Below are 24,343 nucleotides of genomic sequence, written 5' to 3'. Positions count from 1 at the left end.
TCAGGATCAGGCCAGCGCCTTGTCCAGCAGGCCGGCCAGCTGGGCCTTGCCCACCGCACCGATCTGCTCGCCGACCTTCTCGCCGTCCTTGAACACGACCAGGTACGGAATCGAACGCACGTGGTACTTGGCGGCCAGCGCACGGTTGTGGTCGACGTTGACCTTGGCGATCTTGGCGCGGCCCTGGTAGGCATCGGCCAGCTCGTCCAGCGCCGGGGCGATCATCTTGCACGGGCCACACCACTCGGCCCAGAAATCGACCAGCACCGGTTCCTTGGAATTCAGCACTGCGCTATCAAAGTCGGCGTCGCCGACATGTACAACCTTGTCGCTCATCTTGGTTTCTCGTCTTGGATTGCACCCGGCCATGCCGGAGGTGGGTGAACTGGGCCATGCCCGGTGGCGCGACCCTCGTCGTTGCCTCGCGGCGCTCTGCCGCGGTGCGTTCGGCGGGATGCCTGGACGCTCACGGCCGGCAGTGTACCCCTATCGCAGGGCAGGGACAGGCGCCGGCTGGAACCCAGCGTATCGTGATCGCTTCGAAGCCCGGTATGTGTCGGATTTCACTGTCTTCCAGGAAATGGGGATGGCAGCGGGCGACACCAGCGCCGGCAGGCAGGGGCGTTCAAGTGCGGTGTGGCTGGGTGAAGATGGGCTTGTCTCGCAATGCGGTGAGACGCGCCATTCCGGTTTGCCGGCCCGAGTGCGTTAAACTGGGGCATTGTGCGGCGTGCGGACCGGGTGGTCCCTGCCTGCCAACCCGCCGCAGGGGCCGCAGTTTGCGACGGTGCCCCTAGACGATGAAGTGCCGCCCGCCCCACGGGCCGACGGCCATACCAAGACGGACCCATGAGCGACAAACCGCTGACCGATTTGACCTTCTCCTCCTTCGAGCTGCATCCGGCCCTGCAGGCCGGCCTTGAAGGAGCCGGATTCACCCGTTGCACCCCGATCCAGGCACTGACCCTGCCGGTCGCGCTGGCTGGCGGTGATGTTGCCGGCCAGGCCCAGACCGGCACCGGCAAGACCTTGGCCTTCCTGGTTGCTGTCGTGAACCGCCTGCTGAGCCGGCCGGCGCTGGCCGACCGCAAGCCGGAAGACCCGCGCGCGCTGATCCTCGCGCCGACCCGCGAACTGGCCATCCAGATCCACAAGGATGCGGTGAAGTTCGGTTCCGACCTGGGCCTGCGCTTCGCGCTGGTCTACGGCGGCGTCGACTACGACAAGCAGCGCGAGATCCTGCAGCAGGGCGTGGACGTGATCATCGCCACCCCGGGCCGCCTGATCGACTACGTCAAGCAGCACAAGGTGGTCTCGCTGCACGCCTGCGAGATCTGCGTGCTGGACGAAGCCGACCGCATGTTCGATCTGGGCTTCATCAAGGACATCCGCTTCCTGCTGCGCCGCATGCCCGAGCGCACCATCCGCCAGACCCTGCTGTTCAGCGCCACGCTCAGCCACCGTGTGCTGGAGCTGGCTTACGAGCACATGAACGAGCCGCAGAAGCTGGTGGTCGAAGCCGAAACCATCACCGCCGCGCGCGTGCGCCAGCGCATCTACTTCCCGGCCGACGACGAGAAGATTCCGCTGCTGTTGGGCCTGCTCTCGCGCAGCGAAGGCGCCCGCACCATGGTGTTCGTCAACACCAAGGTGTTCGTCGAGCGCGTGGCCCGTTCGCTGGAAAAGGCCGGCTACCGCGTCGGCGTGCTGTCCGGTGACGTGCCGCAGAAGAAGCGCGAGAGCCTGCTCAACCGCTTCCAGAAGGGCCAGCTGGAAATCCTGGTGGCCACCGACGTGGCCGCGCGTGGCCTGCACATCGACGGCATCAAGTACGTCTACAACTACGACCTGCCGTTCGATGCCGAAGACTACGTGCACCGCATCGGCCGTACCGCGCGCCTGGGTGAAGAGGGCGATGCGATCAGCTTCGCCTGCGAGCGCTACGCGATGGGCCTGCCGGACATCGAGGCCTACATCGAGCAGAAGATTCCGTCCGAGCCGGTCACCAAGGAATTGCTGACCGCGCTGCCGCGCCCGGAACGCCCGGCCCCGGCCGCTGGCGAGGAAGGCGAGGAGAACGAGAGCGTCGGCCAGATCTTCCGTGAAGCGCGTGAAGCCCGCGCCGCCGAGGAAGAGCGTCGTGGCGGTGGCCGCAGTGGCGGCCGCTCCGGCGGTGGCCGCGGCGAGCGTCGCGACGGTGAGCGCAGCGGCGAACGCCGTTCGCGCGGCCCGCGCAAGCCGCGCGTGGAAGGCGAACAGGCGGCCGCCGCACCGGCCGAAGGTGCCGAAGCCGCTGTGGCCCAGGCGCCGCGCCCGCCGCGTCCGCCGCGTGCCGAAGGTGCACCGGAAGGTGCCGCCGAGGGCGATCGCAAGCCGCGCAAGCGCCGCCGTCGTCGCCACGGGCGCCCGGTCGAGGGTGCCGAGGGCGTGCAGGCCACGGCCGGCAACGGCGCCAGCCCGGTGACCCCGGTGCAGGTGGTGGCCAAGCCGGTGCGCACCGCTGCCGATACCGGCGATTCGTTCCTGACCCGCATCGGCCGCAAGATCCGCCGGATGCTGTCGGGCAACTAAGTGGTAGCGCCCGACCGTTGGTCGGGCGGCCTTGAGAGGTGTGCCGACCAACGGTCGGCACCCACCCAGGCCGGCAACGATCAGCGCGACCGTCTCCACGCCGTCGCGCCGCTCCTGCATAATCGGGGCATGAGTGTCCTGCGCTTCGACAATGTCAGCAAACAGTACGCCGGTGGCCACGAAGCCCTGATCGATGTCAGCTTCGAGGTCGCGCCGGGCGAGATGCTGTTCGTCACCGGCCATTCCGGTGCGGGCAAAAGCACCCTGCTCAAGTTGATCCACCTCGACGAGCGGCCCAGCCGCGGCGCGGTGGTGTTCGACGAGCGCAACCTGCTGAAGGTGCGCGGTGGCGACGTCCCGCGCCATCGGCGCGCGGTCGGTGCGGTCTACCAGGACCACCGCCTGCTGATGGACCGCTCGATTGCCGAGAATGTGGCGCTGCCGCTGATCCTGCGCGGCACCCGTCGCGGCGATATCAGCAAACGCGTGCGCTCGGTGCTCGAGCGCATGGGCCTGGGCCACCGCGAGAAGGCGCTGCCTTCGCAGCTGTCCGCGGGCGAGCAGCAGCGCGTTGGCATCGCCCGCGCCATCGTCGGCGAACCCAAGCTGCTGGTGGCCGATGAGCCGACCGGCAACCTCGATCCGACCCTGGCGGCGGAAATCATGGCGCTGTTCGCCGAGCTGCCGTCGCGCGGCACCAGCGTGCTGGTGGTCAGCCACGATCTGCCGCTGCTGCGCCGCATGCGCAAGCGCGTGCTGATCCTCGACCACGGCCGGCTGGTGGACGACATCTCGCCGCAGGACCTGGCGGAGTAACCCATGGCCAAGAACGAAAACAGCGAAGCCGCCGCCCCCTCGCGCGTGGGCGTCTGGTTCCAGCACCACGCGCACAGCGTGGTGTTCAGCCTCGGCCGCGCCTTCCGCAAGCCGTGGGCGACCCTGCTGACGGTGATGGTCATGGCGCTGGCGCTGGCCCTGCCGCTGGGGCTGTCGATCGCGCTGGACAACCTCAAGCAGTTCGCCGGCAGCGTGCAGCAGTCGCGCGACATCAATGTGTTCCTCAAGGGCAATGTCGATGGCCCCGCTGCGCTGCGCTTGGCCGGCCAGCTGCGTGACCGCGATGACGTGGCCGAAGTGAACGTGCGCACGCCCGAGCAGGGCCTGCAGGAACTGCGCGATGCCGGGCTCGGCGAGGCAATCGACGCGCTCAACGACAATCCGCTGCCGTCGCTGTTGGTGATCACCCCCGGCCAGGGCAAGGACGACGCGCGCCTGGCGCGCGCGCTGGAGAGCCTGCCCGAGGCCGACCTGGTGCAGCACGATGCGCTGTGGCGCCAGCGCCTGGACGCCTGGCTGGCGTTCGGTGCGCGGCTGGTGCAGGTGCTGTCGGTGCTGCTCGGCGCGGGCGCCGCACTGGTGGTCGGCAACACCGTACGCCTGGATATCCAGGCCCGTCGCGAAGAAATCGGCGTGCTGCAGCTGCTCGGTGCCAGTGACGGCTTCATCCGCCGCCCGTTCCTCTATCTGGGCGCCTGGTACGGCCTCGGCGCCGGCGCGGTGGCGCTGGCCCTGATCGGCGCGGCCGGTGCCGCGCTGCGCCTGCCGCTGGCCGAGCTGTCGCGCAGCTACGGCAGCCCGTTCGTGCTGCACGGTCTGGACCTGCTGCATGGCAGCCTGGTGCTGCTGGGCACGCTGCTGCTGGGCTGGCTGGGCGCGTGGCTGGTGACCGGCCACTTCCTCCGCCAGACCCGCCCCACCGACACCTGAGACCGGCATGCAACCGCAAGCGCTGAAGCACCTTGAAGGGCCCGCGACGCGGGTGATGGTGGTCGACGGGTCGAAGCTGGTGCGCAAGCTGATCGCCGACGTCCTGCAGCGTGATCTGCCGGGCGTGGAGGTGATCGGCTGCGACAGCATCGAGGACGCGCAGCAGGCGCTGGCGCAGGGCCCGGTGGACCTGGTGACGACCTCGCTGACCCTGCGCGATGGCGACGGCCTGGCGCTGGCGCGGATGGTCCGCGAAGCTGCCGGCCAGGCCTACGTGCCGGTGATCGTGGTGTCCGGTGATGCCCAGCAGCACCTGGAACAGCGCCGCTTCACCGAGTACGTCACCGACTACTTCGACAAGGCGCTGGGCCACGAGGCGCTGGCGACCTTCATCCGCGGCTATGTGCAGCCGCAGACCATTCCCGGCGCCACCATCCTCTATATCGAGGACAGCCGCGTGGTGGCCGAGGCCACCAAGCGCATGCTCGAACGCCAGCAGCTGAACGTGCTGCACGTGGTCAGTGCCGAGGAGGCATTCACCCTGCTCACCGCCGAGTCGCTGGGCCGCAGCCGCCACCGCATCGACCTGGTGCTGACCGATGTCACCCTGAAGGGCGAGCTGAGCGGCCGCGATGTGGTGCAGCGCGTGCGCGTCGACTTCGGCTACGGCAAGCGCCGCCTGCCGGTGCTGGTGATGACCGGCGACGGCAACCCACACAACCAGACCGGGCTGCTGCAGTCCGGCGCCAACGACCTGGTGCTCAAGCCGATCGAAGAACGGCTGCTGGTCACCAAGGTGCTGTTCCAGCTGCGCCTGGCCCGATTGAACGATGGACCCCTGATTCGATGATGGATGAAGTAGCCGACACCCCGACGATCCAGCTCGAACCGAGCTGGAAGCAGCATGTCGGCGATTACCTGCTGCAGCCGCAGATGCGTGAGTTGTCCGCGTTCCTGCGCCAGCGCAAGGCCGGTGGTGCGGCGGTGTTCCCGCCCGGCCCGCAGATCTTCGCTGCGTTCGACGCCACGCCGTTCGAACAGGTGAAGGTGGTGATCCTTGGCCAGGACCCGTATCACGGCCGTGGCCAGGCCCATGGCCTGAGCTTCTCGGTGCAGCCGGGCGTGCCGGTGCCGCCATCGCTGCTGAACATCTACAAGGAGATCGAGAGCGATCTCGGTCTCCCGCGCCCGGACCACGGCTGCCTGATTCCATGGGCACAACGCGGCGTGCTGCTGCTCAATGCCGTGTTGACGGTGGAAGAGGGCAAGGCCGGTGCGCACCAGGGCCGTGGCTGGGAGGGCTTCACCGATCACGTGGTGGATGTGCTCAACCGCGAACGCGAAGGCCTGGTGTTCATGCTCTGGGGCGCCTATGCACAGCAGAAGGGCAAGGTGATCGACACCCGCCGCCATCGCGTGCTGAAGGCGCCGCACCCGTCGCCGTTGTCGGCGCACCGGGGGTTCCTCGGCTGCCGCCATTTCTCGATGGCCAACGAGTACCTGCAGCGCCGCGGGCAGACGCCGATCGACTGGTCGCTGCCGCCGCGTTCGGCGCTCTGAGCGCCGGCGGGCGGCCGGGCCTGAACACCGGGCAACGTTTCCGGCCCTGAATGGGCCTCCGGAACGGCCCGTTCAGCTCCGCTTGACCGGATTCGGCCGGTTTCCGGCGGGTAATTGTTTGAATTCCAAGGGATTGTGAATCCCGAAAAGCGTGCTCGCCACTGTCATCAAATCGCGCTACGGTAGGGCTCTGTTTGGGACCAGTGTTGCATCAATAGGATGCTGGAACTTTTTCCTCCTTTAGCAGTCCAAATCCCGGACTGCTAAGATGGGTGCCTATGAGCCAGAACACCTCTACTGCCCTTGTGGCAAACAATCTCCCGATTCCCAGTGCGCTCGGTTCGCTGGACGCCTACATCGGTGCCGTGCACCAGATCCCGGTGCTGTCGGTCGATGACGAACAGGACCTGGCCCGTCGCTTCCGCGACGGCAACGATCTGGACGCCGCCCGCGAGCTGGTGCATTCGCACCTGCGCTTCGTGGTGCACGTGGCCCGCGGCTACAACGGCTACGGCCTTGCCTTGGGCGACCTGATCCAGGAAGGCAACATCGGCCTGATGAAGGCGGTCAAGCGCTTCGACCCCGAAATGGGCGTGCGCCTGGTGTCCTTCGCCGTGCACTGGATCCGTGCCGAGATGCACGAGTTCATCCTGAAGAACTGGCGCATCGTGAAGGTCGCCACCACCAAGGCGCAGCGCAAGCTGTTCTTCAACCTGCGCAAGTCGAAGACGCGCCTGGGCTGGATGAACGCGGCGGAAGTCAGCGCGGTGGCCAAGGACCTGAACGTGTCCGAGCGCGAGGTCATGGAAATGGAGTCGCGCCTGTCCGGTCGCGATATCGGTTTCGATGCGCCGACCGACGAGGACAACGACCACGCGCCGCCGTCGCCAGCTGCGTTCCTGGTTGCCAACGACGAAGATCCGTCGATGGCCTACGAGCGTGCCGACAGCGAAGACAACCAGATGCAGCTGCTGCGCGAAGGCCTGGCCGAGCTGGATGCCCGTTCGCGCGACATCATCCGCCGCCGCTGGCTGGATGCCGACAGCAAGGTGACGCTGCAGGAGCTGGCTGACGAGTACGGCGTGTCGGCCGAGCGCATCCGCCAGGTGGAAGCGAACGCGCTGAAGAAGATGAAGGCGCTGTTCACCGCGTAAGGCGGGGTGGCGTTGGAATGAAGAATGGCCCGGCATTGCCGGGCCTTTTCTTTTTCCGCCTGCGACGATTCACGCAAGGCGCGGATTCTGGCTACGTCTCGACACTGAAGATTCCTACGCCGGCACACGCCAGATGCTGATTTTCACGCCGTACCACTCAGTGGCACGGTATGATCATGCCACGTGTATTCTGCACCCGCAGTTTCAACCGCAGCATGCGCCGGTCTGCGCTGACCGAAGGCGCACTGTGTCGGGCGGTGGATGAAATGCGCCGTGGACTGGTCGACGCCAACCTCGGCGGTGGCGTCTTCAAGAAGCGGGTTGCGTTGCCGGGACGTGGCAAGCGCGGCAGTGTTCGTACCCTGATTGCAACGCAGCGAGGGAGTCACTGGTTCTTTCTGTTTGGCTATGAGAAGAACCAGCGTGCAACGATCAGCAATGCAGAACGTGACCTGCTCCTGGGACTTGTAACTGACCTGTTCGGTATGAGCGGTACACAGATCGCGTCTGCCTTGATGTCCGGAGAACTCTATGAAATCTGTCATGGCCAAGACCCCTGAACGCAAGCGCGCCAAGAGCGCGCTTCTGGAAGCGATCTACGACACGGCGACCGGACTCCATGCGCATGGCGTCATCGACAAGCGCCGGATGAGCACCTACGCGGCGCTTTGCCTTGAAACGGTGCCCGAGTACAGCAGTGCCCAGATTCGGGCGCTCCGCACCTCGCTTCACCTCAGTCAGCCGGTTTTCGCGGCGGTGCTCAATACCAGTGTGTCCACGGTCCGTAGCTGGGAGCAGGGTGACAAGAAGCCGAGTGGACCATCGCTGAAGCTGCTCAATCTTATTGACCGCAAAGGCTTGGAAGCGGTGCTCTAACGCGAAGGCCCGGCAATGCCGGGCCTTTCATCTTCTCATCCACGCGTCGCGGGGATGCTTTGTCGCTCAGCCCTCGCGTGCGATCGCGCGCCAGCCGATGTCGTTGCGGTGGAACTCGTTGGCCCACGTCACCTTGGCTACGCCGGCGTAGGCATTGGCCTGCGCGTCGCGCACGCTGTCGCCCAGCGCGGCCACGCACAGCACGCGGCCGCCCGCGCTGAGCACCTGGCCCTGCGCGTCCAGCGTTGTGCCGGCATGGAACACCTTGGCACTGGCCGGCACCTCGTCCAGGCCGGAAATCACATCACCGGTGATCGGCGCTTCCGGATAAGGCTTGGCCGCCAGTACCACGCCCAGCGACGGGCGCGCATCCCACTGCGCCTGCACCTGGTCCAGGCGGCCGTCGATGGCCGCTTCCACCAGCTCGACCAGATCCGACTGCAGGCGCAGCATCACCGGCTGGGTTTCCGGGTCGCCGAAGCGCACGTTGAATTCGATCACCTTCGGCGCGCCGCTGGCATCGATCATCAGGCCGGCGTAGAGGAAGCCGGTGAACGGGATGCCGTCGGCGATCATGCCCTGCACGGTCGGGTTCACCACCTCGCGCATCACTCGCGCGTGCACTTCCGCGGTGACCACCGGGGCCGGCGAGTACGCGCCCATGCCGCCGGTGTTCGGGCCGGTATCGCCGTCGCCGACGCGCTTGTGGTCCTGCGAGGTGGCCATCGGCAGCGCGTGCACGCCGTCCACCATCGAAATGAAGCTGGCTTCCTCGCCGTCGAGGAACTCCTCGATCACCACGCGCGCACCGGCATCGCCGAAGGCGTTGCCCGACAGCATGTCACGCACCGCGTCCTCGGCTTCGGCCAGGGTCATCGCTACGATCACGCCCTTGCCGGCGGCCAGGCCATCGGCCTTGACCACGATCGGGGCGCCCTTGTCGCGGATGTAGGCCAGCGCCGCGTCCACCTCGGTGTGCACGGCGTAGAACGCGGTGGGGATGTTGTGGCGGGCCAGGAAATCCTTGGCGTAGGCCTTGCTGCCTTCCAGCTGGGCGGCGGCGGCAGTCGGCCCGAAAATGCGCAGGCCGGCGGCGCGGAAGCGGTCGACCACGCCGGCCACCAGCGGTACTTCCGGACCGACCACGGTCAGCGCCACGCCTTCGGCCTGGGCCAGCGCCAGCAGGCCGTCGATGTCGGTGACCTTCACCGCCACGTTGCGGCACTTGTCTTCGCTGGCGGTGCCGGCGTTGCCGGGCGCCACGATCACTTCGGTGACACGGGAGGACTGGGCCAGCTTCCATGCCAGGGCGTGTTCGCGGCCGCCTGAGCCGATGACAAGTACGTTCATCACGAGATTCCAGATTGCGTGGGAAGGGAAGGTCGATGTCCCCGTCGGCGCAGGTGCTTCATTCGCAGCCTTCGCGTCGCAGCGATTCGGGGAAGGAATAGGCCCAGGTCTTCGGGTCCAGGGTAAAGCGGTGTTCCTGCCGGACCTGCTTGCCGCCACAGATGGTGCCGGTCTCCTCGATCAGCAGCGGCCAGACGCGCGCGCTGCGGTCGCTGTCGTCGAAACGCAGTGCGAAATCGATGCTGAAGCGGCGGGTGCGGCAGTCTTCGGCGGTGTCCGGGTCGGTGCCGGGACCCAGGTTGTCGCATTCGTACTGGGCGTCATTGTCGATATGGCTGCGCACGCTGCCACTGGCCACCAGGCCGTTCGGGCCCGGCAGGATCAGCGACTGCGAGAGCAGCGAGAAGCCCTGCCCGAACCAGCCGTCCTCGACCCGGAAGCCATAGAAGTCGCTGCCGGCGCGGATGATGCTGGCGGTGCCGGGCTGGCCGCCGCTGCCGAAGCGCTCGCCGGTCAGTTCACGGGTCACCTCGAAGCCATCGCCCTTGGGGCGCAACACATAGAAGTCGATCGTTCCCGGGTCGATGTGTGCGCCTTCGGACAGTGCGCCGCAGACCGCCAGCAGCTGCTGCCAGCTGTCGCCGCTCACCACCGGCTGTTCGGCGCAGACCTGCCAGTCCATCGGACGGTTTTCGCCGTCGTCGACCCAGCTGCCGTGCCATTGCCCGGAGAGCCTGGCGTTCTTGCCGTAGCGCTGGACCAGGAAGGCCTGCAGCCGCGCGGTGCGGCTGATCTGCACCGTCGGCTCGGCAGGGGCCGCAGGGGCGGCCTGCGGCGCAGGCGCGGGGGCCGCTGCCGGCTTGCACCCGGCCAGCACGACCGCGCCCGCGAGGGCGAGCACGGCCAGCGGTTTCAGTGAGACTGCGGACATCCGTGTCGCTCCAGTATCAGTGGCGGAAGTGGCGCACGCCGGTGAACACCATGGCCAGGCCATGTTCGTCGGCGGCGGCGATCACTTCGGCATCGCGCATCGAACCGCCCGGCTGGATCACCGCCTTGATGCCGGCGGCGGCAGCGGCATCGATGCCATCGCGGAACGGGAAGAACGCGTCGGAGGCCATCACCGAACCTTCGACCACCAGGTTCGCGTCGGCGGCCTTGATGCCGGCGATGCGTGCGGAATAGACGCGGCTCATCTGCCCGGCACCGACACCGATGGTGCGGTTGTCCTTGGCGTAGACGATCGCGTTGGACTTCACGAACTTGGCGACCTTCCAGGCGAACAGCAGGTCGGTGAACTGCTTGTCGGTCGGGGCCAGCTTGCTGACCACCTTCAGCTCATCGCGCGTCATGCCGCGGTTGTCCGAGGACTGCAGCAGCAGGCCCGAGCCGACGCGCTTGCTGTCGAAGTTGTTCAGGCCGTCGCCGTGCGGGATGCGCAGCACGCGCACGTTGGCCTTCTTCTGCGCGTATTCCAGCGCGGCCGGCTCGTAGTCCGGGGCGATCAGCACTTCCACGAACTGGCGGTCCAGGATCACCTTGGCAGTGGCGGCGTCCAGCGGTTTGTTGAAGGCGATGATGCCGCCGAAGGCGCTGGTCGGGTCGGTGGCGTAGGCCAGCTCGTAGGCATCGCCGTTGCCGGCACCGACGGCCACGCCGCACGGGTTGGCATGCTTGACGATGACGCAGGCCGGCGCATCGAACTGGCGCACGCATTCCCACGCCGCATCGGCATCGGCCAGGTTGTTGTAGCTCAGCTCCTTGCCCTGCAGCTGCTGGAAGGTGGCCAGCGTGCCCGGCACCGGGTACAGGTCGCGGTAGAACGCGCCGCTCTGGTGCGGGTTCTCGCCGTAGCGCAGGTCCATCACCTTCACGAAGGTGGAGTTCATCTGCGCCGGGTACTCGGCACGCGCCGGTACGTCGGCGTCGGTGGCGGTGACCGCCGACAGGTAGTTGCTGATGGCCGCGTCGTACTGGGCCACGCGGTTGAACGCGGCCACCGAGAACGCGAAGCGGGTGGCGGCGCTCAGCTGGCCGTCGTTGGCATCCAGTGAGGCCAGCAGTCCGGCGTACTGCGACGGGTCGGTGGCCACCGCCACGCGGGCGAAGTTCTTGGCCGCCGAGCGCAGCATGGCCGGGCCGCCGATGTCGATGTTCTCCACCGCGTCGGCGAGGGTGCAGTCGGCCTTGGCGGTGACCGCTTCGAACGGGTACAGGTTCAGCACCAGCAGGTCGATGGCGCCGATGCCATGCTCGGCCATCACTGCGTCATCCAGGCCGGAGCGGCCCAGCAGGCCGCCGTGCACCATCGGGTGCAGGGTCTTGACCCGGCCGTCCATCATTTCCGGGAAGCCGGTGACCTCGGCCACGTCCTTCACGGCCAGGCCGGCATCGCGGATCGCCTTGGCGGTGCCGCCGGTGGACAGCAGCTCCACGCCGCGTGCCGCCAGCGCAGTGGCCAGCTCGACCAGGCCGGTCTTGTCGGAAACGGAGAGGAGGGCCCGACGGACGGGCAACAGATCAGCAGTCATGGGGACAGGGCAATCGGCAGCGGAGCGGGGCCGATATTGTAGGCGGTGGGGGCCGGTGGCGGGCGCTGGCGAGGAAAATCGACCCGCACCGTCGGCCTGTGGCAGCCTTCAGCACAGCCTGGCCGGGAGCCATCCGCAAGCAATTCGATGCGGCGGCACCGCCCCGATCGGGTAGGCTGTGCCCGGACTGCCAAGGATCCGCAGGGACAGATCGTGTCGATCTATGCATTGAAAGGACGTTTCCAGGACCTGTTGCGTCCGGCCGTGCGCGGCCTGTACCGCACAGGTATCACCGCCAATGCGGTGACCGTGGTCGCCGCCGTGGTCTCGCTGCTGGTGGCTGGCGCCGTCTGGTGCTGCGCGCCGGCCCAGCCCCTGCTGTACCTGCTGCTGCCGCTGTGGATGCTGCTGCGCATGGCGCTCAACGCCGTGGACGGCATGCTGGCCCGCGAGTTCGGCCAGCAGTCGCGGTTGGGCGCCTATCTGAACGAATTGTGCGATGTGATCGCCGACGCGGCGCTGTACCTGAGCCTGTTGAGCGTGCCGGGCGTGCGGCCGGAGGCCCTGTGGCTGCTGGCCTGGACGGCGGCGCTGAGCGAATACGCCGGCGTACTGGGGCTGATGGTCGGTGCCAGCCGCCGCTATGACGGCCCGATGGGCAAGAGCGACCGCGCGTTCGTGATCGGTGCGCTGGGCCTGCTGCTGGCGTTTGGCTGGGGCGGTGCACTGACGGTCAGCGCCGTGGCCGCAGCCATGGCGGTGCTGTGCGTGCTGACGATGATCAACCGCGTCCGTCGCGGACTGCGGGAAGCGGCGGCGTCGCCGCAGTAATCAAGTACACACAACAAGACAATCAGGAGATTGCATGCGTCAGGCGCAGGAACGGGAATTCCACAGCTTCGACCAGGTACCGCTGTTCTACCGGTACTGGCCGGGCACCACTACAACCCCGGCCACCAAGGCCATCGTGCTGCTGCACCGCGGCCACGAGCATTCCGGCCGGGTCACCCATCTGGTCGATGAACTGGACCTGCCCGATACGGCTTTCTTCGCCTGGGACGCGCGCGGCAATGGCCGTTCGCCGGGCGTGCGTGGCGATGCCCCTGGATTCCCTGCGCTGGTGCGTGACCTGGACAGTTTCATCGCGCACATCGGTGCCGAGCACGGCATCGCGGTGGACGACATCGTGGTGATCGCGCAGAGCGTGGGCGCGGTCGTTGCCGCCACCTGGGTGCATGACTACGCGCCGCGCCTGCGCGCGCTGGTGATGGCCTCGCCGGCGTTCAAGGTGAAGCTGTACGTGCCGTTCGCACGGCCGGGCCTGGCGTTGATGCAGAAACTACGCGGCAATTTCTTCGTCAACAGCTACGTCAAGCCGCAGTGGCTGACCCATGACCCGGCACGGGTGGGGAGCTACCGCACCGATCCGTTGATCACCCGGCCGATCTCGGTGCGCGTGCTGCTGGGCCTGTACGAGGCCGCCGACCGCATCGTGGCCGATGCACAGGCGATCAGCGTGCCGGTGCAGCTGCTGGTGTCCGGTTCGGACTTCGTGGTGCACCGTGGCCCGCAGGATCGCTTCTACGAACGCCTGTCGAGTCCGATCAAGGAGCGCGTGCACCTGCCGGGCTTCTTCCACGACACCCTGGGCGAACGTGATCGCGCGCCCGCACTGGCGCGCATCCGCAGCTTCATCCAGGCACGTTTTGCCGAACCGCTGCGCGAGGTGTCGCGGCGCGATGCGCACCGTCATGGCCCGACCTTCGAAGAATCCGAGATTCTGTCGTGGCCGCCCGAACGCAACAGCCTGGCGGATCTGCGTTGGCGCGTGGTGCGCGGTGGCCTGCGCTTCGGTGGCACGTTGTCTGAAGGCATCGCGCTGGGCCTGCAGACCGGTTTCGATTCGGGCAGCACGCTGGATTACATCTACCGCGACCAGGCACGCGGCAAGGGCCCGTTGGGGCGCATGGTCGACCGCAACTACCTCGATGCGATCGGCTGGCGCGGCATCCGCGTGCGTGGCCAGCACCTGCAGGAACTGCTGCGCGATGCTGCCCAGCGCCTGCGCGGGCAGGGCACGCCGGTGCGTGTGCTGGACGTCGCCGCCGGTCATGGCCGCTACGTGCTGGAAGCGCTGGGGCAGGGCGAACAGCGCGCCGAGCGCATCGTGCTGCGCGATTTCAGCGAATTGAACGTGACCCAGGGCCAGGCCTTGATTGAACGCCTAGGGGCGGCCGATATCGCCCGCTTCGAGCAGGGCGATGCGTTCGATCCGGCGCAGCTGGCACAGCTGGACCCGGCGCCGACGCTGGCGGTGGTGTCGGGCCTGTACGAACTGTTCCCGGACAACGACGCGGTGCTGCGCTCGCTGCGGGGCATTGCCGCAACCGTGCCGGTGGGCGGTTACCTGGCCTACACCGGCCAGCCCTGGCACCCGCAGCTGGAATTCATCGCCCGCGCGCTGACCAGCCATCGCGGTGGCGCCGCGTGGGTGATGCGCCGCCGTACCCAGCAGGAGATGGATGAGCTGGTGCGCCTGGCTGGTTTCGAGAAGGTGGCCCAGCGCATCGACGACTTCGGCATCTTCACCGTGTCGCTGGCACGTCGGGCTGCGTGATGGTGACGCTGGCGGCAACCCCGATGGCCGTGGAGGGGCGCCCCTGGCGGCGCGCCCTGCTGTGGCTGGCCCTGCTGGGGCCGTTCTTCTTTGCCAGCTACGGCTTCGCCAACTGGATGGCCGGTCGCCATCCCGAACTGCCGGTGATGGCGTTCGCTTGGGAGACGCGCATTCCCTTCGTGCCCTGGACGATCGTGCCGTACTGGTCGATCGACCTGTTCTACGCGGTCTCCTTCTTCCTGTGCCGGCAACGTCTGGAACTGGACCGGCATGCGCTGCGCCTGCTCAGTGCACAACTGATCGCGGTGACCTGCTTCCTGCTGTGGCCGTTGCGTTTCAGTTTCCAGCGGCCGGAGATCGGTGGTGTGTTCGGCTGGCTGTTCGACGTGTTGCTGGGCTTCGACAAGCCGTTCAACCAGGCACCGTCGCTGCACATCGTGCTGCTGATCGTGCTGTGGGTGAAGTTCGCGCAGTACCTGCACGGCGTGTGGCGCTGGGTGCTGCACGTGTGGGCACTGTTGATCGGCGTTTCGGTGCTGACCACGTTCCAGCACCATTTCATCGACATCCCGACCGGTATGCTGGCCGGTTGGTTGTGCGTCTGGCTGTGGCCGGAGCAGGGCACGCCACCGTTGCGGGCCTGGCACACCGTGCGTGATGCCAAACGGTGGCGATTGGCCGCGCTGTACCTGCTGGGGGCCGCAGCGTTGCTGGTGCCGGTGGTGCTGCTGCACGGTGCCGCGCTGTGGCTGCTGTGGCCGGTAGTGTCGCTGCTGCTGGTGGCGCTGGCCTATGCCGGGCTGGGCACGGCGGTGTTCCAGAAACGCGCCGATGGACGCCTGAGCATGGCCGCGCGCTGGCTGCTGGCACCTTATCTGGCGGCTGCATGGATCAATTCGCGGTTGTGGACGCGCCGCGCGCCGCAGCCGGTGCCGGTGCTGGACGGCGCGTGGCTGGGCCGCATTCCCCACGGCGCATTGCCGCCGCCGCTGGTAGGCGTGATGGACGCCTGCGCCGAGCTGTCCTGCCACGCACCGGGCGCCACCTGTTTCCGCGTGCCGATGCTGGATCTGGTGGTGCCAGAGCCGGAGCAGCTGCGCGAAGCGGCCGAGGCCATCGAGCGCCTGCGCACGCACGGGCCGGTGCTGGTGTGCTGCGCGCTGGGTTACTCGCGCAGTGCGGCCTCGGTGGCGACCTGGTTGCTGCTTACTGGCCGCGCCGTCGACGCCGATGCGGCCGTCGCGATCGTGCGTGCAGCACGTCCGGGCATCGTGCTGGGCCAGGCGCACCTGCGCGCGATCACCGTTGCCGCCGGAGACCCTGCATGAGCGCGACGCCTGACATTGCGGCCATGCAGCTGCTGCTGCGGCTGGGGCGTTGGCCGGCAAGCCTGTCGCTGGGGCTGCTGCTGGCGGCATTGCTGCTGCTCGGCATCGAGCCGGGGCTGGCGATGCTTGCCGCCGGCCTGTTGCTGCTCAGCGTGGTGGCAGGAATCGCCCAGGCCTATCACGCGTGGCGGGTGGCGCTGGATGCCAGCCTGCTGCGGTTGCTGCGCGATGAAGGCTTGAAGGATGAGGCCGCGGCGCAACGCATCGACCGGCTGCTGCATGACAGTGGACTGCGCCGCACACCGGACGCGGAACCGCCGCGGGGCTGGGATCTGCGCTGGGCCGGCATGCGCCGCCTGCTGCTGCGCCAGTACCTGCTGACGGCGGTGCAGCTGGTGCTGGTACTGCTGGCTGTGCTGTGGCCGCAGACGTGAACGGGAGGGATGGATGTTCGCCGAACTGATTGCGCGCGCCTGCAGTGGCGCGATCCACGTGGTGACCGGCGCGCGTGCGCTGTGGATCGGCTGCGCGCCGTCCAGCGAGCACCGCGTCTACTACGGCAACCACGCCAGCCACGGTGACTTTGTGCTGATCTGGTCGTCGATGCCACCGGCCCTGCGCCGCCAGGTGCGTCCGGTGGCGGCGGCCGAGTACTGGCAGCGCGATGGCCTGCGCCGCTACCTGATCGATGCGGTGTTCAACGGCGTGCTGGTCGAGCGCGAGGCCGGGCATCGCCAGCAGGACCCGTTGCAGGCGCTGCGCGAAGCGGTCGATGAAGGCTGTTCGCTGATCCTGTTCCCGGAAGGCACGCGCAACGTGGGCGATGAACCCCTGCTGCCGTTCAAGAGCGGCATCTACCACCTGGCCCGGCAACGGCCGGAACTGGAGTTCGTGCCGGTGTGGATCGACAACCTGAAGCGGGTGATGCCCAAGGGCCGCTTCCTGCCACTGCCGCTGCTGTGCACGGCCACCTTCGGTACGCCGTTGCGCCTGCAGGCCGATGAGGACAAGGCCGCGTTCCTGGCGCGCAGCCGCCAGGCGCTGCTGGATCTGGCGCCGAATGGGGGGCGTGCATGAGTTTCCTGATCGATGTTTCCAGCGACCTGGCAACCCAGAGCGTGGGCCAGCAGACCGGCCTGCTGTTCGCCGGTGTCGGCGCGGTGCTGGTGCTGGCCACGCTGGTGGCCGAGACCCTGCGCTGGCGCCAGCGCGGGCAGCCCAGCGCGGTCATCGCCAACCTGGTGTCACGCATCCGCGCGTGGTGGGTGATGGCGATCGTGGTCGGGCTGGCGCTGTTCTTCGGCCGTGCCGGCGTGATCGTGCTGTTCGCGATCATCTCGCTGTTCGCGCTGCGCGAGTTCATCACCCTGGCGCCGACCCGCTCGGGCGACTACTACGCGCTGCTGGCCGCGTTCTACATCGTGCTGCCGTGGCAGTACTACCTGGTCTGGATCGACTGGTACGGCATGTACACGCTGCTGATTCCGGTCTATGCGTTCCTGTTCCTGCCGATCCTGTCCACCATTGGTGGCGATACCACGCACTACCTGGAGCGTACGGCCAAGGTGCAATGGGGGCTGATGATCTGCGTGTTCTGCATTTCGCATGTGCCGCTGCTGCTGAACCTGCATGTGCCCGGCCACGACCCGGCGCGCAACGTGCTGCTGTTCGCCTTCCTGGTGATCGTGGTGCAGTCCTCGGACGTGCTGCAGTACATCTGGGGCAAGCTGCTGGGCCGGCACCTGATCGCACCGAAGCTGTCGCCGTCGAAGACGGTGGAGGGGTTCGTGGGCGGGGTGCTGAGTGCCAGTGCGCTGGGCGCGGCGTTGTGGTGGATCACCCCGTTCACGCCGCTGCAGGCGTTCGGCCTGTCGCTGCTGATCAACCTGATGGGATTCTGGGGCGGCCTGGTGATGTCGGCCATCAAGCGCGACCGTGGCATCAAGGACTGGGGCCACATGATCGAGGGCCACGGCGGCATGCTCGACCGGCTGGATTCGGTGTGCTTCGCCGCGCCGGTGTTCTTCCATGTGGTGCGGTATTACTGGAAGGCGGGCGGCGGCGGGTGATTCGGCCGGGCTTCCATCCACGCATGGCGTGGATCTACCGGAACCCGGTGGACCCGGCATCGCTGGCGCCGGGCCATGCCCGGCGGGCGGCGCTCAGGCGCTGATGCCGTATTCCTTCAGCTTCTTGCGCAGGGTGGCACGGTGGATGCCCAGCATCGCCGCGGCGCGGCTCTGGTTGCCTTCGCAGTGGTTGAGTACTTCCACGAACAACGGGATTTCCATCTCGCGCAGCACGATCTCGTAGACATCGTCCGCGTCGCAGCCATCAAGGTCACGCAGGTAACGGCGCACGGACTGGGCGACGTGTTCACGCAGCGGTGGCCGGGGAGCGCCACGACTGTTGTCAGGACGAGAGAGGACAGCGTTCAAGGGGGTTCCCGATCTGTGTTGCCCGTGCGCGCGGGGCGCGCGGCCGGACGAGGTGGTGACGGCCAGTCTAGCGCGAGCGTGCCCGACCTGCCACGGCTGGTCGTCTCTGACCTGTCACAGGAAGTCGAAGGTGAATGCGACGGTGGATGCAGCCGGTTCCTGCACGCGGAAGGCGATGCGTGCGCTCTGGCCGGGTTCCAACAGGGCCGCGCCTGGGCTCTCGCCCAGATACTGCGCCGGTGCGAATACGCCACTGCCGATCACCCGACCATCGGCGTCGGACAGCGACAGGCGCAGGTCCGGCCACGCCTGTGCCCAGCGTGCATCGTTGCGGATGCTGGCCTGCACCTGCAGCACGCCGGGCTGCCCGGGCAGCGGGCGGATCTCGCGACTGGTCATGGTGAACGCGGCAGGCTCGTGCCAGGCCGGCAGGTCACAACGCAGCACACCACACAACGCGCTCAACCAGCCGCGGTTGCCGGCGTCGGCGGCCAGCCGCGCGCGATCGGCCAGTACGCTCTGCAGCAACAGCAGCAGCGCCAGACCGGCCACCAGTGCCCAGTGCCAGCGCGGCGTCGGCAGAGTACGGGGGCGCGCGGTGCCGAGGAAGCTCGGGGTGTCGCGCACGACTGCCGGTACCGGTGTCGGCGCGACATCGGGCGGGCCCAGCGCCGTATCGTCTTCGATGACCGCCGCATCGGCGTGCAGCGCGTCGGCCACCTGCAGCGACGCCTCAGGCGACGCCTCAGGGGTGCTGGCCGGCGTGTCATTCGCCACCGGGTCCGGTGCGTGTGAATCACCTGCAGGTGCGGCGGTACGCTCCGGCGTGGCGTGCAGGAACGTGGCCAGGGGGCGGCGCGGCGGGTTCGGCTCGGACATGCTCAGGGCGCGGGCTCGGATCCAGCGGTCATTCAACCACGATCAGGCGCGGCGCACGCCGGTGATACGCATCCAGTCGCCATCCTGGGTGGCCTGCAGGTCGTCGAACCAGGCGGCATACCGCTGCAGCAGTTCGCCTTCCTGGCCGTGCAGGATGCCGGACAGCGCGATGCGGCCTGCCGGGGCCACGCGCGCGGCCAGCAGTTCGGCCAGTGCGTCCAGGGCCGAGGCGAGGATGTTGGCAACCACGATCGGATAGGTGGTGACCGGTTCGTCCTGCGGCAGGTAGACGTGCATGCGTGCCTGCTCGCCGTTGCGTTCGGCATTGTCGGCGGTGGCGACCAGGGCCTGCGGATCGTTGTCCACGCCGATCGCTTCGGCCGCGCCCAGCTTCAGCGCGGCCAGCGCCAGGATGCCCGAGCCACAGCCGAAGTCGAGCACGCGCTGGCCCTGCAGCAGGCCGTCCACGGCCAGCTGGTCCAGCCAGCGCAGGCACAGCGCGGTGGTGGGGTGGGTGCCCGAGCCGAAGGCCAGGCCCGGATCCAGCCGTACCACGGCGGCGTCGGCGGTCTGCGCGGCGTCCGGCAGGTCATGGTTCCACGGCACGATCCAGGTACGGCTGCCGAAATCCATCGGCTGGAACTGGTCCAGCCAGGCGCGTTCCCAGTCTTCGTCCTCGACGGCACGGAAGCTGCCGCCGCTCCAGTCCAGCTCCGGGTCGAACGCTTCCAGCGCGGCCAGCAGCAGCAGCGCGTTGCTGTCGGCGGGGAACAGTGCGCTCAGCACCAGAGTGTCCCACAGCGGCGTCTCACCCACGCCCGGCTCGAGGATGGCCTGTTCGTTGCTGGTGTCGGCCTCCGCATCGAGCAGCGTGACCGCCAGTGCGCCCACGTCCTCCAGCGCGTTCTCATAGCGGGGCTGGGTGGCTTCGGTGCAACGCAGGGTCAGTTCCAGGAACGGCATGGCGGTGGGGGGCAATGGCGGAAAGGGGGCCATGCTAGACCATCGGGGCGTCTCCGTATTGCCTGAGATGCTGCTGCCCGATGAACGGGGCCGGTTCAGACAGGCCTGCCGGGCCTTGCTAAACTCGGCGCTTTCCTGTGCGCCATGAACGATCACCGCTGCTGATGGCCTTGGCTCCGACCCTCAAAACCTGGTTGCTCGTGCTGCCGGCGGTGGCCGTGCTGGGCGTGGCCGGGTATCGGGCCAGCGGCCACGCGGTGGCGCCGTCCGCCGTGCGGTCGGATGCGCCGGGTGTGGTTTCGGCGGTGGACCACACCGCTGCGTTGCCGGTGGTGCCCGAGGCGCTGGCGCGCCGGCTGGCCACCTTCGAGCGCAGCGACGCGTTGCCGTCGGGCCTGCCGCTGGACCTCCGCGCCGACATCGAAGATGCCAACGACCTGTACGCCTACGCGCAGCGCCTGCATGCCCAGGCCGACGGCGGCAATCACGAGGCGCGCTGGATGCTCAGCCGGGTGTACGACTACTGCGCGCAGTACGCGCTCGACCCCGGCGGCTACCGCCTGGACAACAATGTCCTGAGTGGACTGGGGTTGACCGCCGCGCCGGCCATGGTCGAGGCACGCGAGCGCGTCGCACAGCGATGCGGTGGCTTCGTGCCGGGCGACAAGCTGGGTGCGGCGCTGGTGCTGTCCGAACGTCGCAAGGCCGCCGCACAGGGCAACCTGGCTGCCGAGGCGTCGCTGTTCGCAGAAGGCGAACCGCTGCATGACTCTCCCGAATACCGTCGTGACCTGGTCGAGCGCGTGCGTACTTCGCGTGACCCGGAGGCCTACATGGCCATCGCCCCGGGCATGGGCGTGCGAGCGGCCGGCGACAGCGCGTTGGAGGGCCTGGTGGCCGGCGAGCAGCTGAGCGAACTGGCCTGGCGGCTTGCGGCCTGCGAACTCGGTCTACCGTGTGGGGCCGACAGTGTGCTGGTCAACAGTTTTTGTGCGAACGGAGGGATCTGTTCGCAGGATGGGACGCAGGATTTCCGCGATTTCGTATATGACGCTGCGGTATCACCGCAAGGTGCTGGGAAGATGAAGGAATGGATCAAGCGATTGATTGGAAAGAGGGACGGGCGATGAACTACCGTCGATTCCTGCACGGGGCCAAGTTCTGGTTCTGGGTGGCGCTGTTTGTGGCCTACTCGGCCGGTGCTGTTGGCCTGTTGATGATCGATACCTATGAGGACCGCTACCGGCATCTGTCGAAGGTGGAACTGACCACGGTCAAGACGCCAGAAGACGTACGCCGCGCCGGTGCCAGCCAGGTGGCCGCGGTCTATCGTGCGCAGACCGGCATGCCGTTCACCTCGCTTCCGGCGGGCAGCACCTTCCAGGTGGTGTGGCCGGATGGCTCGACCGAGACCATGGTGATCGTCGATCCGAGCTCACCCAACGGCGTACGCCCGCTGGCGAAGTCGCAGATTCCGGCGACGGCGGCCGACAAGCGCTGATGCGCCTGCTGTAGAGCCGAGCCATGCTCGGCTGTGCTTTCGGTAAGGCCGAGCGTGGGCTCGGCGCTACAGCAACAGAAAAGGGCGGGGAAATCCCCGCCCTTTTCATGTCCAGCGTCTGCTGCCGATCAGGTCAGCGCGATCGGCTTGTTCTTGCGTTCGGCCAGGCGCTTTTCCAGGTAGTGGATGTTCTGGCCACCGGCCTGGAAGCCCTTGTCACGCATGATCCGCTGCTGCAGGGCGATGTTGGTCTTGATGCCGTCGACCACCATCTCGCTCAGTGCCACCCGCATGCGGGCGATGGCGGTTTCGCGGTCCGGGCCGTGCACGATCAGCTTGCCGATCATCGAGTCGTAGTTCGACGGCACGCGGTAGCCACTGTAGATGTGGGTGTCCACGCGCACGCCGGGGCCGCCCGGCGGATGGAAGCCGGTGATGGTGCCCGGGCTCGGCACGAAGGTTTCAGCGTCTTCGGCATTGATGCGGCACTCGATGGCATGGCCGGTGAGCACCACGTCGCTCTGCTTGATCGACAGCTTCTGGCCGGCGGCGATCTTCAGCTGCTCGGCCACCAGGTCGATGCCGGTGACCATTTCGGTGACCGGATGTTCCACCTGGATGCGGGTGTTCATTTCGATGAAGTAGAAGCGGCCGTCCTCGTACAGGAATTCGAACGTGCCGGCGCCGCGGTAGCCGATGCGGATGCAGGCTTCCACGCACACCTTGCCGATCTGCTCGCGCTGTTCGGCGGTGATGCCCGGCGCCGGCGCTTCTTCCACCACCTTCTGGTGGCGGCGCTGCATCGAGCAGTCGCGCTCACCCAGGTGGATGGCGTTGCCCTGGCCATCGGCCAGCACCTGGATCTCCACATGGCGCGGATTTTCCAGGAACTTCTCCATGTAGACCTCGCCATTGCCGAAGGCGGCCTTGGCCTCGCTCTTGGTGGTTTCGATCGAGGTCTTCAGCGAGGCTTCGGCGTGCACCACGCGCATGCCGCGGCCGCCACCGCCGCCAGCCGCCTTGATGATGACCGGGTAGCCGATCTCACGGGCAATCTTGGTGTTGGCCACGATGTCTTCGCCCAGCGGACCGCCCGAGCCGGGCACGCACGGCACGCCGGCCGACTTCATCGCGCGGATGGCTTCGACCTTGTCGCCCATCATGCGGATGGTGTCGGCCTTGGGGCCGATGAAGATGAAGCCGGACTCTTCCACGCGCTCGGCGAAGTCGGCGTTTTCCGACAGGAAGCCATAGCCCGGGTGGATCGCCTGCGCGTCGGTGACTTCAGCGGCGGCGATCAGCGCCGGGATGTTGAGGTAGCTCTGCGGCGACGGTGCCGGGCCGATGCAGACCGACTCGTCGGCCATGGCCACGTGCTTGAGGTTGCGGTCGACCGTGGAATGCACGGCCACCGTGCGGATGCCGAGGGTGTGGCACGCGCGCAGGATGCGCAGCGCGATCTCCCCTCGGTTGGCAATGACGACTTTGTCGAGCATGGCGTCCGCCCCTTAGCCGATCACAAACAGCGGCTGGTCGAACTCCACCGGCTGGCCGTTCTCGCCGAGGATGGCGACGATGGTGCCGGACTTGTCGGCTTCGATCGGGTTGAACATCTTCATCGCTTCGATGATGGCCAGAGTCTCGCCTTCCTTGACCTGCTGGCCGATGGTGACGAAGGCCGGCTTGTCCGGAGCGGACGAGGCATAGAAGGTGCCGACCATCGGCGAGCGCAGCACGTGGCCTTCCGGCAGCGCCGGGCCCGGCTTGGCGGTGCCGCCGGTGGAGGCTTCGGTCGGCGACTGCATCGGCATCGCCTGCGGCGCCGGGGCGGCCGGAGCGGCCGGAGCGGCATACACCGGCGCGGCGACCGGGGCGGCATAGCCGGCCACCGGGGCGCGCGACAGGCGCACCGACTCTTCGCCTTCCTTGATTTCGATTTCCGCCAGGTTCGACTCTTCCAGCAGGTCGATCAGCTTCTTGATTTTGCGCAGATCCATGAGGGCCTCTTTGATATCTATCTAGGTGAGGAGAGCGCCGTGTGGCGCCCCGGTCGACAATCAGGTGGCGGACACCCGCAGCAGCGCCGCATCCATTGCGTAGCGGTAGCTGTCGGCGCCGAAGCCGCAGACCACGCCCACCGCCTTGTCACTGAAGTAGCTGTGCTGGCGGAAGGGTTCGCGGGTATGCGGGTTGGACAGGTGGATCTCGATGAACGGCACCGCCACCGCCGCCAGCGCATCGCGCAGGGCGACCGAGGTGTGGGTGAAGGCGGCGGGGTTGATCAGGATGAAAGCGGTTCCGTCGTTGCGCGCGGCCTGCACGCGGTCCACCAGCACATGCTCGGCGTTGGACTGCAGGCTTTCGACGGCATGCCCGGCGGCCGATGCCTGGGTGGCCAGGGCCTGGTCGATGTCCGCCATTGTGGTGTGGCCGTAGACCTCCGGCTCGCGGGTGCCGAGCAGGTTGAGGTTGGGGCCGTGCAGGACCAGCAGCTTCGCCATGGGATCCGGAAGACGGGAAAGGGCGGCAGTCTGGCGGAAGCGGTGGATGCTGTCCAGTTCGGCGAAGTTTGGCGCGTTTCAATCGTTCGTTTGAAATTCGCCGAAGCGCTTGTGGCCGTATGCGGCGCGCCGGATCAAGGCGCGCTGAACGTCGTGTGGGCGGGGGATATGTGCACGTAGACCGATGATGGCGGCAGGTCGGTGGATCCGCGCCATGCGTGGATGAAGGAGTTCGATGCGCAGCAAGCTACGCACCCACCAGGAGGGCGCATGCACCCACCGGAAGGGCGCATGCACCCACCAGAAG

Annotated in this window: 26 protein-coding genes; 16 read left to right on the top strand and 10 right to left on the bottom strand. The window is 67.6% G+C overall.

Annotated elements, in window-relative coordinates:
* Window positions 1-6: 6 nt before the first annotated feature.
* Window positions 7-336: a thioredoxin gene (trxA, locus tag AC5YGJ_RS11620; protein ID WP_005411275.1), complete on the bottom strand. Its 330-nt coding sequence runs from the start codon at window positions 334-336 to the stop codon at window positions 7-9.
* 513 nt (window positions 337-849) lie between these two features.
* On the opposite strand from trxA, the gene rhlB reads away from it, so the two are divergent.
* From rhlB to AC5YGJ_RS11580, 8 genes are all read left to right on the top strand, one after another.
* A complete protein-coding gene (gene rhlB, locus AC5YGJ_RS11615) occupies window positions 850-2,571 on the top strand; it encodes an ATP-dependent RNA helicase RhlB (protein ID WP_107233235.1) in 1,722 nt (573 codons plus the stop codon).
* A 129-nt stretch (window positions 2,572-2,700) separates the two neighbouring features.
* Window positions 2,701-3,387: a cell division ATP-binding protein FtsE gene (gene ftsE / locus AC5YGJ_RS11610; protein WP_014648630.1), complete on the top strand. Its 687-nt coding sequence runs from the start codon at window positions 2,701-2,703 to the stop codon at window positions 3,385-3,387.
* 3 nt (window positions 3,388-3,390) lie between these two features.
* The gene (gene ftsX, locus AC5YGJ_RS11605; RefSeq protein WP_107233234.1) at window positions 3,391-4,338 is read left to right on the top strand and encodes a permease-like cell division protein FtsX; all 948 of its coding nucleotides are present in this window, start codon (window positions 3,391-3,393) and stop codon (window positions 4,336-4,338) included.
* 7 nt (window positions 4,339-4,345) lie between these two features.
* On the top strand, window positions 4,346-5,188 hold the full coding sequence (locus tag AC5YGJ_RS11600; RefSeq protein ID WP_005411271.1) for a response regulator: 843 nt from the start codon (window positions 4,346-4,348) through the stop codon (window positions 5,186-5,188).
* A complete protein-coding gene (ung, locus tag AC5YGJ_RS11595) occupies window positions 5,185-5,898 on the top strand; it encodes a uracil-DNA glycosylase (RefSeq protein WP_496186611.1) in 714 nt (237 codons plus the stop codon). Before AC5YGJ_RS11600 ends, ung begins: the two co-directional genes overlap by 4 nt.
* A 278-nt stretch (window positions 5,899-6,176) precedes the next feature.
* The gene (gene rpoH, locus AC5YGJ_RS11590; protein ID WP_249842682.1) at window positions 6,177-7,052 is read left to right on the top strand and encodes an RNA polymerase sigma factor RpoH; all 876 of its coding nucleotides are present in this window, start codon (window positions 6,177-6,179) and stop codon (window positions 7,050-7,052) included.
* A 176-nt stretch (window positions 7,053-7,228) separates the two neighbouring features.
* Entirely contained in the window at window positions 7,229-7,612 is a 384-nt protein-coding gene (locus AC5YGJ_RS11585; protein ID WP_496186610.1) for a type II toxin-antitoxin system RelE/ParE family toxin, read from the top strand.
* Entirely contained in the window at window positions 7,596-7,928 is a 333-nt protein-coding gene (locus AC5YGJ_RS11580; RefSeq protein WP_496186609.1) for a helix-turn-helix domain-containing protein, read from the top strand. The genes AC5YGJ_RS11585 and AC5YGJ_RS11580 overlap by 17 nt, the downstream gene beginning before the upstream one ends.
* 66 nt (window positions 7,929-7,994) lie before the next feature.
* Here the strand turns inward: AC5YGJ_RS11580 and purD are convergent, their stop codons facing one another.
* The 3 genes from purD to purH are packed head-to-tail and all read right to left on the bottom strand — an operon-like array spanning window position 7,995 to window position 11,809.
* On the bottom strand, window positions 7,995-9,278 hold the full coding sequence (gene purD, locus AC5YGJ_RS11575) for a phosphoribosylamine--glycine ligase (RefSeq protein ID WP_496186608.1): 1,284 nt from the start codon (window positions 9,276-9,278) through the stop codon (window positions 7,995-7,997).
* Between the two features lie 58 nt (window positions 9,279-9,336).
* Complete coding sequence (locus AC5YGJ_RS11570; protein ID WP_496186607.1) at window positions 9,337-10,209, bottom strand: hypothetical protein; 873 nt, start codon at window positions 10,207-10,209, stop codon at window positions 9,337-9,339.
* 16 nt (window positions 10,210-10,225) lie between these two features.
* Window positions 10,226-11,809, bottom strand: a complete 1,584-nt coding sequence (gene purH / locus AC5YGJ_RS11565; protein ID WP_496186606.1) for a bifunctional phosphoribosylaminoimidazolecarboxamide formyltransferase/IMP cyclohydrolase — start codon at window positions 11,807-11,809, stop codon at window positions 10,226-10,228.
* A gap of 213 nt (window positions 11,810-12,022) precedes the next feature.
* Here purH and AC5YGJ_RS11560 point away from each other — a divergent pair, with 213 nt between their 5' ends.
* Genes AC5YGJ_RS11560 through AC5YGJ_RS11535 form a run of 6 tightly spaced genes read left to right on the top strand, consistent with a single transcriptional unit; the run spans window position 12,023 to window position 17,823 of the window.
* Entirely contained in the window at window positions 12,023-12,640 is a 618-nt protein-coding gene (locus AC5YGJ_RS11560) for a CDP-alcohol phosphatidyltransferase family protein (RefSeq protein ID WP_496186605.1), read from the top strand.
* A 34-nt stretch (window positions 12,641-12,674) separates the two neighbouring features.
* Entirely contained in the window at window positions 12,675-14,426 is a 1,752-nt protein-coding gene (locus AC5YGJ_RS11555) for a bifunctional alpha/beta hydrolase/class I SAM-dependent methyltransferase (protein WP_496186604.1), read from the top strand.
* A gap of 23 nt (window positions 14,427-14,449) precedes the next feature.
* Complete coding sequence (locus tag AC5YGJ_RS11550; RefSeq protein ID WP_496186627.1) at window positions 14,450-15,754, top strand: phosphatase PAP2/dual specificity phosphatase family protein; 1,305 nt, start codon at window positions 14,450-14,452, stop codon at window positions 15,752-15,754.
* Window positions 15,751-16,188, top strand: a complete 438-nt coding sequence (locus AC5YGJ_RS11545) for a hypothetical protein (RefSeq protein ID WP_496186603.1) — start codon at window positions 15,751-15,753, stop codon at window positions 16,186-16,188. Before AC5YGJ_RS11550 ends, AC5YGJ_RS11545 begins: the two co-directional genes overlap by 4 nt.
* Before the next feature lie 13 nt (window positions 16,189-16,201).
* Window positions 16,202-16,831, top strand: coding sequence for a lysophospholipid acyltransferase family protein (locus AC5YGJ_RS11540; RefSeq protein ID WP_249842690.1), 630 nt, complete (start codon window positions 16,202-16,204; stop codon window positions 16,829-16,831).
* Window positions 16,828-17,823 (top strand): phosphatidate cytidylyltransferase, encoded by a 996-nt coding sequence (locus AC5YGJ_RS11535; protein ID WP_249842691.1) that lies wholly within the window; start codon window positions 16,828-16,830, stop codon window positions 17,821-17,823. The genes AC5YGJ_RS11540 and AC5YGJ_RS11535 overlap by 4 nt, the downstream gene beginning before the upstream one ends.
* A 93-nt stretch (window positions 17,824-17,916) precedes the next feature.
* On the opposite strand, the gene fis is transcribed toward AC5YGJ_RS11535, so the two are convergent.
* The 3 genes from fis to prmA form a co-directional block, all read right to left on the bottom strand.
* Window positions 17,917-18,192 (bottom strand): DNA-binding transcriptional regulator Fis, encoded by a 276-nt coding sequence (gene fis / locus AC5YGJ_RS11530; RefSeq protein ID WP_005419706.1) that lies wholly within the window; start codon window positions 18,190-18,192, stop codon window positions 17,917-17,919.
* Window positions 18,193-18,306: 114 nt separating this feature from the next.
* On the bottom strand, window positions 18,307-19,071 hold the full coding sequence (locus tag AC5YGJ_RS11525) for a DUF3426 domain-containing protein (protein WP_496186602.1): 765 nt from the start codon (window positions 19,069-19,071) through the stop codon (window positions 18,307-18,309).
* A gap of 42 nt (window positions 19,072-19,113) precedes the next feature.
* Complete coding sequence (gene prmA / locus AC5YGJ_RS11520; RefSeq protein ID WP_249842693.1) at window positions 19,114-20,034, bottom strand: 50S ribosomal protein L11 methyltransferase; 921 nt, start codon at window positions 20,032-20,034, stop codon at window positions 19,114-19,116.
* Window positions 20,035-20,198: 164 nt separating this feature from the next.
* On the opposite strand from prmA, the gene AC5YGJ_RS11515 reads away from it, so the two are divergent.
* A complete protein-coding gene (locus tag AC5YGJ_RS11515; protein WP_309338843.1) occupies window positions 20,199-21,164 on the top strand; it encodes a hypothetical protein in 966 nt (321 codons plus the stop codon).
* Window positions 21,161-21,535: a hypothetical protein gene (locus tag AC5YGJ_RS11510; RefSeq protein WP_107231834.1), complete on the top strand. Its 375-nt coding sequence runs from the start codon at window positions 21,161-21,163 to the stop codon at window positions 21,533-21,535. Before AC5YGJ_RS11515 ends, AC5YGJ_RS11510 begins: the two co-directional genes overlap by 4 nt.
* 128 nt (window positions 21,536-21,663) lie before the next feature.
* Here AC5YGJ_RS11510 and accC read toward each other — a convergent pair whose 3' ends face one another.
* The 3 genes from accC to aroQ are packed head-to-tail and all read right to left on the bottom strand — an operon-like array spanning window position 21,664 to window position 24,036.
* Entirely contained in the window at window positions 21,664-23,031 is a 1,368-nt protein-coding gene (gene accC, locus AC5YGJ_RS11505) for an acetyl-CoA carboxylase biotin carboxylase subunit (RefSeq protein ID WP_125426846.1), read from the bottom strand.
* Between the two features lie 12 nt (window positions 23,032-23,043).
* Complete coding sequence (accB, locus tag AC5YGJ_RS11500; RefSeq protein ID WP_496186601.1) at window positions 23,044-23,532, bottom strand: acetyl-CoA carboxylase biotin carboxyl carrier protein; 489 nt, start codon at window positions 23,530-23,532, stop codon at window positions 23,044-23,046.
* Between the two features lie 60 nt (window positions 23,533-23,592).
* Window positions 23,593-24,036, bottom strand: coding sequence for a type II 3-dehydroquinate dehydratase (aroQ, locus tag AC5YGJ_RS11495; protein WP_309338847.1), 444 nt, complete (start codon window positions 24,034-24,036; stop codon window positions 23,593-23,595).
* Window positions 24,037-24,343 lie beyond the last annotated feature (307 nt).

Source organism: Stenotrophomonas sp. CS3K5, assembly GCF_059515225.1.
This window is presented reverse-complemented; position numbering and strand designations above follow the sequence as displayed.

What these genes read in the sequence shown, in the direction of transcription:
- AC5YGJ_RS11580 (WP_496186609.1), top strand. Translation starts at nt 7,596, where the DNA reads ATGGCCAAGACCCCTGAACGCAAGCGCGCCAAGAGCGCGCTTCTGGAA.
- ftsE (WP_014648630.1), top strand. Translation starts at nt 2,701, where the DNA reads ATGAGTGTCCTGCGCTTCGACAATGTCAGCAAACAGTACGCCGGTGGC.
- purH (WP_496186606.1), bottom strand. Translation starts at nt 11,809, where the DNA reads ATGACTGCTGATCTGTTGCCCGTCCGTCGGGCCCTCCTCTCCGTTTCC.
- rpoH (WP_249842682.1), top strand. Translation starts at nt 6,177, where the DNA reads ATGAGCCAGAACACCTCTACTGCCCTTGTGGCAAACAATCTCCCGATT.
- AC5YGJ_RS11600 (WP_005411271.1), top strand. Translation starts at nt 4,346, where the DNA reads ATGCAACCGCAAGCGCTGAAGCACCTTGAAGGGCCCGCGACGCGGGTG.
- trxA (WP_005411275.1), bottom strand. Translation starts at nt 336, where the DNA reads ATGAGCGACAAGGTTGTACATGTCGGCGACGCCGACTTTGATAGCGCA.
- ftsX (WP_107233234.1), top strand. Translation starts at nt 3,391, where the DNA reads ATGGCCAAGAACGAAAACAGCGAAGCCGCCGCCCCCTCGCGCGTGGGC.
- AC5YGJ_RS11525 (WP_496186602.1), bottom strand. Translation starts at nt 19,071, where the DNA reads ATGTCCGAGCCGAACCCGCCGCGCCGCCCCCTGGCCACGTTCCTGCAC.
- AC5YGJ_RS11540 (WP_249842690.1), top strand. Translation starts at nt 16,202, where the DNA reads ATGTTCGCCGAACTGATTGCGCGCGCCTGCAGTGGCGCGATCCACGTG.
- ung (WP_496186611.1), top strand. Translation starts at nt 5,185, where the DNA reads ATGATGGATGAAGTAGCCGACACCCCGACGATCCAGCTCGAACCGAGC.
- aroQ (WP_309338847.1), bottom strand. Translation starts at nt 24,036, where the DNA reads ATGGCGAAGCTGCTGGTCCTGCACGGCCCCAACCTCAACCTGCTCGGC.
- prmA (WP_249842693.1), bottom strand. Translation starts at nt 20,034, where the DNA reads ATGCCGTTCCTGGAACTGACCCTGCGTTGCACCGAAGCCACCCAGCCC.
- AC5YGJ_RS11570 (WP_496186607.1), bottom strand. Translation starts at nt 10,209, where the DNA reads ATGTCCGCAGTCTCACTGAAACCGCTGGCCGTGCTCGCCCTCGCGGGC.
- AC5YGJ_RS11555 (WP_496186604.1), top strand. Translation starts at nt 12,675, where the DNA reads ATGCGTCAGGCGCAGGAACGGGAATTCCACAGCTTCGACCAGGTACCG.
- AC5YGJ_RS11535 (WP_249842691.1), top strand. Translation starts at nt 16,828, where the DNA reads ATGAGTTTCCTGATCGATGTTTCCAGCGACCTGGCAACCCAGAGCGTG.
- AC5YGJ_RS11510 (WP_107231834.1), top strand. Translation starts at nt 21,161, where the DNA reads ATGAACTACCGTCGATTCCTGCACGGGGCCAAGTTCTGGTTCTGGGTG.
- AC5YGJ_RS11550 (WP_496186627.1), top strand. Translation starts at nt 14,450, where the DNA reads ATGGCCGTGGAGGGGCGCCCCTGGCGGCGCGCCCTGCTGTGGCTGGCC.
- AC5YGJ_RS11585 (WP_496186610.1), top strand. Translation starts at nt 7,229, where the DNA reads ATGCCACGTGTATTCTGCACCCGCAGTTTCAACCGCAGCATGCGCCGG.
- AC5YGJ_RS11515 (WP_309338843.1), top strand. Translation starts at nt 20,199, where the DNA reads ATGGCCTTGGCTCCGACCCTCAAAACCTGGTTGCTCGTGCTGCCGGCG.
- purD (WP_496186608.1), bottom strand. Translation starts at nt 9,278, where the DNA reads ATGAACGTACTTGTCATCGGCTCAGGCGGCCGCGAACACGCCCTGGCA.
- accC (WP_125426846.1), bottom strand. Translation starts at nt 23,031, where the DNA reads ATGCTCGACAAAGTCGTCATTGCCAACCGAGGGGAGATCGCGCTGCGC.
- AC5YGJ_RS11545 (WP_496186603.1), top strand. Translation starts at nt 15,751, where the DNA reads ATGAGCGCGACGCCTGACATTGCGGCCATGCAGCTGCTGCTGCGGCTG.
- rhlB (WP_107233235.1), top strand. Translation starts at nt 850, where the DNA reads ATGAGCGACAAACCGCTGACCGATTTGACCTTCTCCTCCTTCGAGCTG.
- accB (WP_496186601.1), bottom strand. Translation starts at nt 23,532, where the DNA reads ATGGATCTGCGCAAAATCAAGAAGCTGATCGACCTGCTGGAAGAGTCG.